Raw genomic sequence first — 11,033 nt, 5'->3', positions numbered from 1 at the left:
CTCCGACACCACCAGCAACATCTCCGACACCACCAGCAACATCTCCGACACCACCAGCAACATCTCCGACACCACCAGCAACATCTCCGACACCACCAGCAACATCTCCGACACCACCTACACCACCTGCAACACCACCTGCAACACCATCTGCAACACCATCTGCAACACCATCACCGGATAGCTCAATTACCAATGCGATCGCTCAATCTGACAAGCTGAATATCATTAATAGAATTGCATCTCTTTTTAACTACAGATCCGATTGGGTAAGCGAAGTTGTCCAAACGGCATCGCCTCTAAATAGAGTTGACCGCAGCGATATAGCACGACTAATCGATAGAGGCGATATCCCTGAAGCCACTTTCTTTATCGATATTTTCTACAGTGAACAAGTGGGGTCATACATTAACCAGGAAATCAGGCGCGATTTGCAATCTTTTACTGCCATACAGGAAAAAACTAGAGCGATTGGCAGCCAAACTGGTAAAAAAACAGCCATTATCTACGTCTTATCCCGCCCTGAACAATTAGACCTGATCGTCGTCCCCCCTACTGGCCTCCCAATTCACAAAAGCATCCGCGCCGCCGGGCGCGAAACTTTGATGAAAGTCGTCGCCAGCTTCAGGTCGGAACTCCTTAATCTCCAAAACATCAATACTGAGAGTTATTTGCCAGCATCCCAACAACTTTACCAGTGGATAATGGCGCCCTTGGAAGCGGATTTGAAAGCTCAGGGAATCGATACGCTAGTTTTTAGTATGGATGCGGGGTTGCGAACGCTCCCCTTAGCCGCCCTCCATGACGGTTCTCAATTTCTAGTAGAAAAGTACAGCATCGCACTCATTCCCAGCGTCAACTTGACCGATACTAACTATGAAAGCGTTAAAAATGCTGAAGTTTTAGCAATGGGAGCCTCGCAATTTACCAATAACAAACCCTTGCTAGCAGTGCCGGCAGAACTTAACGCTATTGCCTCCGAATGGAAAGGCGAATCTTTCCTTAATCAAACCTTTACTCTCAATAATCTGAGGTCGCAACGCAGCACCCAAGCCTATCGAATTATTCACCTCGCCACTCACGGAGAGTTTAAGTCAGGAGCACCGAGCAATTCTTACATTGAGTTATCAGACACCAGGCTAACACTCGATCGCGTGCGCGAACTACGGTGGAATCAGCCACCTAAAGTTGAGTTATTGGTGTTGAGCGCTTGTAGAACGGCTGTGGGTGATAATGGCGTTGAATTAGGCTTTGCGGGGCTAGCTGTGCAAGCGGGGGTGAAGTCAGTTTTGGCGAGTCTTTGGTACGTCAGCGATGAAGGTACTTTAGGGTTAATGGCTGAATTTTACCATCACTTGAAGGTCGCTCCGATTAAAGCTGAAGCCTTGCGGCAGGCTCAAATTGCTATGATTAAAGGTCAAGTTCGCATTAAAAATAACCGTTTAATTTTGTCAAACTTAAATAAGGAGTTAGAATTACCACCAGAATTAGCTAAACTAGGTAATGAAAACCTCTCCCATCCTTATTATTGGTCGGCATTTACAATGATTGGGAGTCCTTGGTAAGGTATAAAGGTGATGGCGATTGCTTCTTGACTCGCGACAGAAATTTGCTTTGTTCCTCGTAATTACATAGTAGTAAGTGTATAAATACGAACAATATCATTGCGAACGAAGCGAAGCAATCGCAAGGACTTATGGAGTCACTAGCCTCTGATTGCTAGTGACTCCATAAGTCATATTTGGATGATAACTCTACAAACTGAAAATTAAATAGAATGCAAATGATACACCAAAAGTTGGTTTCAACTCTAGTTTTTATTGACTCAACTGTTGAAAATCATCAGAGTTTAATTAGCGGCGTTTCCCCCAATGCTGAAGTAATTATCCTAGATGAAACGCTCAGTGGCATTGAGCAAATCACCGAAAGGTTAGCAATTGAACAAAATATAGAAGCAATCCACATCATCTCTCACGGCTCTCCTGGGGCAGTACAACTCGGTGCAGATACACTCAACAGCAGCAACATAGAAAGCTTCGCCCCTCAACTCCAACACTGGCGCAAAGCATTAATTCCTGGTGCCGATATTCTCCTCTACGGGTGTAATGTCGCCGCCGATGTATCGGTGACAACTGACATCGACTACATCCGTTACATCAGCCAGGAGTTAACACCTCTGTCTCTTTGCTTAAGTCGGTTAAAACTCAGATGTGGCACCATTGTCAATAAGCCTTTTATGAACGGGCAAGATGCCCGTTCCACAAGAAAATCTACTCTTTGTGGAACAGGCATCTTGCCTGTTCTTGAGAATGGTGCAAGATGTCAGTTAAAAGCGCCTCAAGACAATCTTGACAATTCACTTATTGGGTCATCTGTAGATGACTTTCGCTATCAGACGGGGGTTAAAACCCCCTGCAGGACTGGTGTTAAGCCCACAAAACCAAACCAATTCCTCGATCGCCTGAGTGAATTAACCGGTGCCGACATCGCCGCCTCCGCCAACCCCACCGGCAATGCCGCACTGGGTGGAGACTGGGAACTGGAAGTACAAACAGGCCATATCGAAACACCAATAGCATTTAACGCCAACACCCTCAAAACTTACAAGGGCGTACTAGGCTTCCGTCCCCAAGTTACCTTCCCTACTGGCAGTGCCCCTAGGTTGCTCAGTATCGGCGACATCAACAACGACGGCCTCCCTGATTTAGCAACGGCGAACTTCTTGAGCGACAATGTCTCCATCCTGCTCAACACCACCGCCACCGGCGCAGCCACCCCCACTTTTGCCACCCACGTAACCTTCCCTACTGACACTCGCCCCATCTCTGTCAGCATCGGCGACCTCAACGGCGACTTCCTCCCTGATTTAGCAACGGCCAACTACCTCAGCAGCGATGTCTCCATCCTGCTCAACACCACCCCCACCGGCGCAGCCACCCCCACTTTTGCCACCCAAGTTACCTTCCCTACTCCCAAAAACCCCTACTCCGTCAGCATCGGCGACATCAACGGCGACCGCGTCCCTGATTTAGCTGTGACGAGCTCTTACACCAACACCGCCTCCATCCTGCTCAACACTACCGCCACCGGAGCCGGCACCCCCACTTTCGCCACCTTCGTTACCTTCCCTACTGGCCGTGTCCCCTTTTCCGCCAGCATCGGCGACATCAACGGCGACGGCCTCCGTGACTTAGCTGTGGGGAACGTTTCCAGCAACAATGTCTCCATCCTGCTCAACACCACCCCCACCGACGCCACCACCCCCACTTTTGCCACCCAAGTTACCTTCGGTACTGGCATTAACCCCTTCTGGGTCAGCATCGGGGACCTCAACGGCGACGGCCTCCCTGACTTAGCTGTGCCGAACCAAATCAGCAACAACGTCTCCATCCTGCTCAACACCACTCCCACCAAAGCTACCACCCCTTCTTTCGCCACCAAAGTTGACTTCACTACTGGCCCTGGGGCCTTCTCCGTCAGCATGGGCGACTTCAACGGCGACGGTAAACCAGACTTAGCTGTGGCGAACTCGGGCAACGACAGCCTTTCCATCCTGCTCAACACCACTCCCACCGGCGCCACCACCCCCACTTTCGCCACCCAAATCATTTTCCCTACTGGCCGTGCGCCCGTCTCCATCAGCATCGACGACTTCAACGGCGACGGTCTCCCTGACTTAGCTGTGGCGAACAAAAATAGTAACACCGTCTCCATCCTGCTCAACACTACCCCCAAAGTTACTGCTGTCACCGCTACTACCGCTGACGGCAGTTACAAAGCAGGTGATATCATCCCCATCACCGTCACTTTCGATGCTGCTGTTCAGGTAGATACCACAGGTGGCACGCCCCAACTCCAACTAGAAACAGGCACAACTGACCGCTTTGCCATCTATACCAGCGGTAGCGGTGGTACTGTACTCACCTTCAACTATGTAGTGCAACCAGGAGACACCTCGGGTGACTTACAATACCTCGCCACCACCGCCCTCACCCTCAACGGCGGCACAATTAAAGAAATTGTTCCTACAGCCTTTGACGCTTTTTTAACCCTCCCCACTACCGCCTCACTCAAATCTCTCGGTGGTAGTAAAGCCATAGTTATTGACACTCTTGCACCCACCATTGCCAGCGTCACCTCTACCACCGCTGACGGCAGTTACAACACAACTGGCAACATCAACGTTACCGTCAAATTCAGCGAAGCCGTTACTTTAGCAGGCGGTAACATGAGTGTCGCCTTAGACACAGGCGGCACTGTTACTATTACACCTTTTAGCGGTACATCTGCTGCTTTCGGCACATACATTCCAGCAACCGGACAAAATAGCCCCGACCTTAATTCAAATAGTATAACTTTAGCCCCTGGTGCAACCTTAACAGATACTGCTGGAAATAATAATGCAACTTTAACTATTCCTACGGGACAATCTTTAGCTGATAAAAAAGCCATAATTGTAGACACCCTTGTACCCACAGTTGCCTTAACACCCGCATCAGCAACCACAGTCAACGCAGCATTTAGCGTCACAGCAACATTCAGTGAAAATGTCACCGGGTTTGAGAATACTGATATCACCGTCGCCAATGGGACTGTCGGTAACTTTGTCACAGTTAATGCCAAAACCTACACCTTTGATGTCACACCGAAGGCTGATGGCCCCGTCACAGTTGATGTACCTGCGGCTGTTGCTACGGATACTGCGAGGAATAACAATACCGCTGCAAATCAACTGACTCGTACTGCTGATGTTACCGCACCTACTGCTAGCTTGGGTGCCGTTTCTAACATTACTAATCCGGGTGGTACAAGTCAGACATTGACAGTTACTTTCAGTGATAGTAGTGGAATTGATGTTAGCAGTTTAGATAATTCTGACCTGGTAGTAAATTGGTCAGGTGGTGCTATTCCTACTGGGTTTTTCAGCGTCGATACAAATAGTAACGGTACTACTCGCACGGCAACTTATTCGCTGACTCCGCCTGGCGGAAGTTGGAATGATGCAGATAATGGCAGTTACACTGTTAATTTGCAAGCATCGCAAGTAAAAGATACTCTTGGCAATCAAGTTGTAGGTAGCAATTTAGGCAGTTTTACTGTTAACATTCCCACGCCGACTCCGATTCCCACGCCGACTCCGACTCCCACACCAACTCCGATTCCCACGCCCACACCGACTCCGATTCCCACGCCCACACCGACTCCCACGCCCACACCGACTCCGATTCCCACGCCGACTCCGATTTCAACGCCAACACCGACTCCCACGCCGACTCCGACTCCCACGCCGACTCCGACTCCTACGCCAACACCGACTCCTACGCCAACACCGACTCCTACGCCAACACCGACTCCGATTCCCACGCCGACTCCGATTTCAACGCCAACACCGACTCCCACGCCCACACCGACTCCCACGCCCACACCGACTCCCACGCCGACTCCTACGCCCACGCCGACTCCGACTCCCACGCCGACTCCCACGCCGACTCCGACTCCCACGCCCACACCGACTCCCACGCCCACACTGACTCCCACGCCCACGCCCACGCCAACACCGATTCCCACGCCAACTCCGATTCCCACGCCGACTCCGACTCCTACGCCGACTCTAGGTACTCCCGCTGTCGTTTTCCTTGAACCACTTGGCCGTACCGAGGTACTCGAAAGCTTGGGTCACGATATATACAAAGTGCGACTAAATACTCAACCAACTGCTAATGTCACCGTCGCCATTACCCCTGGAAGCCAAGTTACTGTCAGCCTACAAGCCCTTACTTTTACTCCTGCCAACTGGAATGTCGCTCAAACGGTAACTGTGAAGGCTATTGACGATGAGGTTGTTGAGGGCAATCATGTCAGCCTAATTAGCCACGCTACTACCAGCACAGACACTTTGTATAATAATCTGGTCGCCCCTCTCACAGTCAATATCAGCGATAACGATAACTTGGGCGATGTCACAACCTTGTTCCAAAAGTCAGTAATCGGTTTCACAGATAACGACGATCACATTACAGGATCGCCATTGAATGACTTGATCCACGCACGCCCCGGCAATGACTATCTTCATGGCAAAGCAGGAGATGACTTGCTTTACGGACAAAAAGGAAATGACGGCATCAGGGGCGGTGATGGCAATGACATTATTTTTGGTGGTAAGGGGATTGATTTTATTAGTGGCGATCGGGGTATTGACTTGATTTACGGCGGTAAGGGAAACGATCGCATTTACGGGGGCAAAGGCGACGATCTAGTGTTTGGCGACGGAGGCAATGACTACTTATGTGGAGAAAGGGGTGCCGACACTCTCACAGGCGGATTGGGTTTTGATGTGTTTGCCCTCGCGATCGGCACGGGTTCAATCGGCTTAGCCACCGCCGATGTGATTACTGATTTTATCCTCAATCAAGACAAAATTGATTTAATTAGCCCCCTGGCTTTTAACCAGTTAAATATTTTTCAAGGAACAGGCGCTTTGGTGAGCGATACGATAATTCAGTATCAGGTAACAGGGGAATATTTAGCTATATTGAAAGGAGTTACTGCCAGCAGTATAGTTCCGCTAGTAACTTTTTAGACTTCCTATGTTGTGGCGCTTTAGCGCTAAAGTGTCACAACATATAGCGGTTCTCAATAAAATGAGGTACACACCGCTTGCAACTGATGCCCTATGCCCACGGAGGCCTATGCCCACGGAGGCCTATGCCCTATGACCGCGAGAGCACCTCATGTTACTGAGAAAGGCTATACCTATAAGAGTGATATTAAGCTGTTGTGCATTTAAACTATGATACAAGTATTAGCCTTATTTTGAAGTTTTGGCCTCCATTTAATAATTAACTCTCCTTCATTTAAGAGGTAATATCATGTCCGGTCGAGTGACCGCGATTTTTGTAGGGGAGGGTTCGCCAACAATACCTGCCAATAATTGACCATCTCAAAAACCCGCCCCGACCGTGATATTATGGTTAATCTATCGGACATGATATAATGTAATATAGCGCAACCGCGCCCGATGGGGAGGACGTTGTTAATTGCTAAAACCATTGCCTCCAATGGCATTTTGCTGATATTCTAGATAACTAAAGCCTTCAACATCTGCTATAGCTGGTGAGAGTTACCTCGCGCTACGTGGCCGCCAACTCTTAGGACAAGCAGACCCTCAAAGCCATCAGGGACTCGCGGTGTAATAATGTAGCGATCGAGTTTGGGACTGTTGCAATTAATGTAAATTGTGTAGCCTGTCTTTGATTTTTGTGCGAGTCAGCAATGCAGACTGACAACGTTCCCAGTAAATTTTAGCGACGCCATCGCCCTGATTCTGACGCCAACACTCGGAAAACAGCCGCGCCGCTTCAAATAACTTCCCTTCCGAGTAAATTGCCCTAGCTTCTGCAAACAATTCCAGCGTAGCTAACTTGCCCTCTTTAATTTCTAGCGGGTCAGCATCAAACACCTCATAAACCGTTACCGCTTCGGATTTTCCCTTGACTTTTACCGTATCGAGGGTGCGGATTGCATACTGGGATGGATTTTTTAGGCGCGAGTAAGTTGGGTGGGTAATTAATAGCGACACCCCATAATTTTTCGTTAAACTTTCTACGCGAGAAGCTAAATTCACCGCATCGCTGATTACCGTCCCGTCCATGCGATTTGGTCCTCCTACTGTTCCCAGCATCAAAGAACCCGTATTAATCCCAATCCCAATCTGAATCTGCGCACAGCCAGCCTTAGCGCAGTATTGATTGTATTCAACGAGGCGGTGTACCATACCAATTCCCGCTTTCACCGCATGATCCGCCTCGCCGCTAAACAGCGCCATAATCGCATCGCCAATATATTTATCAATAAACCCGTGATTTTCATTAATGACGGGTTCCATGCGACTGAGATAGGAATTGATAAATTTGAAATTATCCTCCGGCGTCATAGTTTCCGAAAGCGTGGTGAAGTCGCGAATGTCGGAAAACAACACCGACATTTCTAACTGCACTTGGTCCCCCAATTCCACATCAATGATGCTTGATTTCTCTAAAAAATGGAGGAATTGATGGGGAACAAATCGCTCGTAAGCTTTGTTGAGTTGAGCCAGCCTGGTTTCATTTTCGCGTACTTCTGTATAAAGCTTAGAATTTTGAATCGAGATCGCCGCCTGTCCAGATAACACTTTTAAGAGTTCCACTCTTTCTGGCGTAAAAGCTCCCGCTGTCAGATTATTTTCTAGGTAAACAATACTGACGATTTGAGATTGATTAATCAGCGGCACACATAAAATGGATTTGGGCTGATTCTTTTGGATGTAGGGGTCGTTGGTAAATTGTCCCTCTCGGACAGCATCATCTAGTACCACGCTTTCTTGAGTGCGGGCCACATAATTGACAATTGCAGAGGAAAGTTCTTGACAGGTTTCAACGGGGATTGACTGCAACACGGTGACTTGTTCGGAATTTATTGTCCCTTCAGCTTCAATTAACAGTTGTCCGTGGCTTGACAAAATCAAAGAGCCTCGTTGCGCCCCGGCATTTTCCATCAAAATTTTCATCAAGCTAGACAATAGCTTGTCCAGCAATATTTCGCCGGAAATAGCCTGAGACGCCTTCATAACTGCCGCGAGATCTAGGTGATTACCAGAACCCGTGGTTGTCATTGCTACGGTAGTGTTAGTGTTTTTCCGGGTCGGTTGAGTTACCGCGAATAATTGGGGATATCGCGTTTCTAAATCCGTTACCTTAGCAGTAGCTCCCCATTGAACATAACAATAATACGCTTCAAACATATAGGCTTGAGCAACTTTTGTTTTGCCCCATTCCGAGTAGAATTGGGCTGCTAGTTCGTTGGCCAGGGCTTCATCATTAGTATATTTGTTTTCTTGGGCTCCAGAAATGGCGCGATCGTACAATTCAATCGCCTCGGCTTTATTGCCCAACACCCGTTGCCGTTCTGCTTCAACTAAGTGCCATTTATGCAGATAATTCATCGGAGCGTTTTGCGCCCACTGTTGCAGCGTGCTTTGATGGGTTTCTACTAAACCAAGAATTTCAGTTTGCTCAATTGCTGGCTGCGCCGGCAAAAGTGCCAGGTGGGTGAGGGCGGCATAAAAATGAAAAATCGGAACAAAAACCGATCCCGATACTCCCATCAAATACTGTTTGACTTGGGTAATGTGGTCTAGGGCAGCCGTGTAATTCCCATAGCAGTAAGCAAGCAGCAGTTTGTAGATGCAAGCACAAGCGATCGCCGTGAATTCATTATCCTGATAGTGCTTGGGAATCATCACCGTTTCATCGTAGGCAGAGCCTATTAAGAAATCCGGCCGAATACGCGTTTCCCTCAAGTTCTGCACTGTCTGCTGAATCATATCCAAATAAATCTGAGCCGAATATTGTTTCAACTGCGCCATGACAGCCCTGTAACCCGCTATTTCTGCTTCCCAAGAGTCTAGTTCTACCCCAGCGAATAAATGGGTATAAAAACAAATATATATGTTGTAGCCAGCGTCTACAAAGTCGCCTGTTTCCATGCCCAACCTATAACCCTCTTTCAGCGTCGGTATCGTTGCCAAGAGAGCTTCTTGGCGATGCTGAATCCAACCACCAAACAAAAGCAGAATTATAGACTTGAATTCGGGCACATTGAACCTCTCGAGCAATGAGAGTGCCAATTGCCCAAAGCCATAGCCGGTTTCCACCTCTTGTAAAAAGGCACATAGCACCATCCCGTGCATCGCATACCCCACCGTCGAGGCGGGTGCATTCCCAAATTGCAGCGATAAACTCACCATCGTGGAGCTCAGCAGAGGAAGCAAACCGGGCATTCCCTGGAAAATGGGTGGAAATATCATACCAGACAGTTGCATAGCTGCCTGAGTCTGTGGATTTGTCATCACAGGTAGGTCAACCAGTTCCTCAATCTTTCTGCCGCCGAGGGGGCCCGCAAGGGCTTGTAGCGCTTTGCCAATTTTGGCTTCATCAGGTTCGGCAGGGAGTTGAATCCCCAATTGTAAGAGTGCGTTTCTTGCTACGGCGATCGTTTCTAACACCTTGCTCTGGGCTGTCTGAGCGGCAATTTGAATTTCGTAAATTTTAACTCGATCTAAAATTGTCTGAGCATTCTGCAAAACCTGTGCTGCCCTCTGCTCCATACCATCAAAGTCACCATTCAAATAGGCAATTTCAGCAGCAGCAACATAGAGGTTTAGGGTCAATTCATATTGAGTTTGCCAGCATTGAGTTGTCAGTAGCTCAACTCCCATTTGCAGATAGATATTTGCCGCAGCGTAGGCAGTAGAACTTCTGGCTTTACAACCGGCTGCCAAGTTGAGTTTGGCTAAGGCTTCTCGTTCGCTTAATTGATTGATTAACTCAATTCCTTGATTTAAATGCCCGACAATATCAAAGAGTTTTTCTTCTCTTTCTATCTCGGAATAATTTTGTAGCATTAACTGTCCAATCTTGAGATGAGTGGCTTGTTTTTGGTCGTTGGGAATCAATGAATAAGCCGCTTGCTGGACGCGATCGTGCAGGAATTTATAAGTGGAATTTGCAACCGAATCCGTAGGGGATTGAGCATCTGTTTCAATGAAGTTATAGCCTTCGGCAACCAGTAAAATAAGTCCTTCTTGCAAGGCTTTCCATAACGCTGATGCCGTTTGTTTGGGTAATTCTTCCCTAACTATTGCCAATGTATCTAAATCAAACTGCGCCCCAATGCACGCGGCAAGTTTGAGAACCTCCTGAGTTTGCTTCGGCAACTTCTGCAATTGCGTCGCCATAAACTCCACCACATCCGAGGCGTCGGCAAATGTAACTTGAGCCATATCGCACTGCCAATGCCGTACCTCCCAGTCAAAGATAATTTGACCATCTTCATAGAGCGACTTGAGGAATTGAGTAGAGAAAAAGGGATTACCTTTGGTTTTTTGATAAACCAATTCTGTCAAAGGCCGGGCCAAAGATAAATCGCACATCAGCGTATCTGCTACCAACTGATTGAGATCTGCTAAACTCAAAGGTTCCAGGGTAATTGTATTC

3 protein-coding genes are annotated in these 11,033 nt (G+C 48.1%); 2 read left to right on the top strand and 1 reads right to left on the bottom strand.

What is annotated here, in order from left to right; translation table 11 throughout:
• Positions 1-1,565, top strand: a 1,565-nt coding sequence (locus ACUVJL_RS03370) for a CHAT domain-containing protein (RefSeq protein ID WP_445244554.1), incomplete at its 5' end; no start/stop codon positions are given.
• A gap of 212 nt (positions 1,566-1,777) precedes the next feature.
• Entirely contained in the window at positions 1,778-6,580 is a 4,803-nt protein-coding gene (locus ACUVJL_RS03365) for a DUF4347 domain-containing protein (RefSeq protein ID WP_445244553.1), read from the top strand.
• 645 nt (positions 6,581-7,225) lie between these two features.
• On the opposite strand, the gene ACUVJL_RS03360 is transcribed toward ACUVJL_RS03365, so the two are convergent.
• On the bottom strand, positions 7,226-11,033 hold a 3,808-nt coding region (locus tag ACUVJL_RS03360; RefSeq protein ID WP_445244552.1), incomplete at its 5' end, for an adenylate/guanylate cyclase domain-containing protein.

The sequence above is a fragment of the Microcoleus sp. OTE_8_concoct_300 genome, assembly GCF_031383065.1.
Taxonomy (GTDB): Bacteria; Cyanobacteriota; Cyanobacteriia; order Cyanobacteriales; family Microcoleaceae; genus Microcoleus.
Note: the sequence above shows the minus strand (reverse complement) of the source record. Positions and strands in the feature narration are given on the sequence as shown.

Coding starts and splice junctions, on each gene's coding strand:
- ACUVJL_RS03365 (WP_445244553.1), top strand. CDS start 1,778: ATGCAAATGATACACCAAAAGTTGGTTTCAACTCTAGTTTTTATTGAC.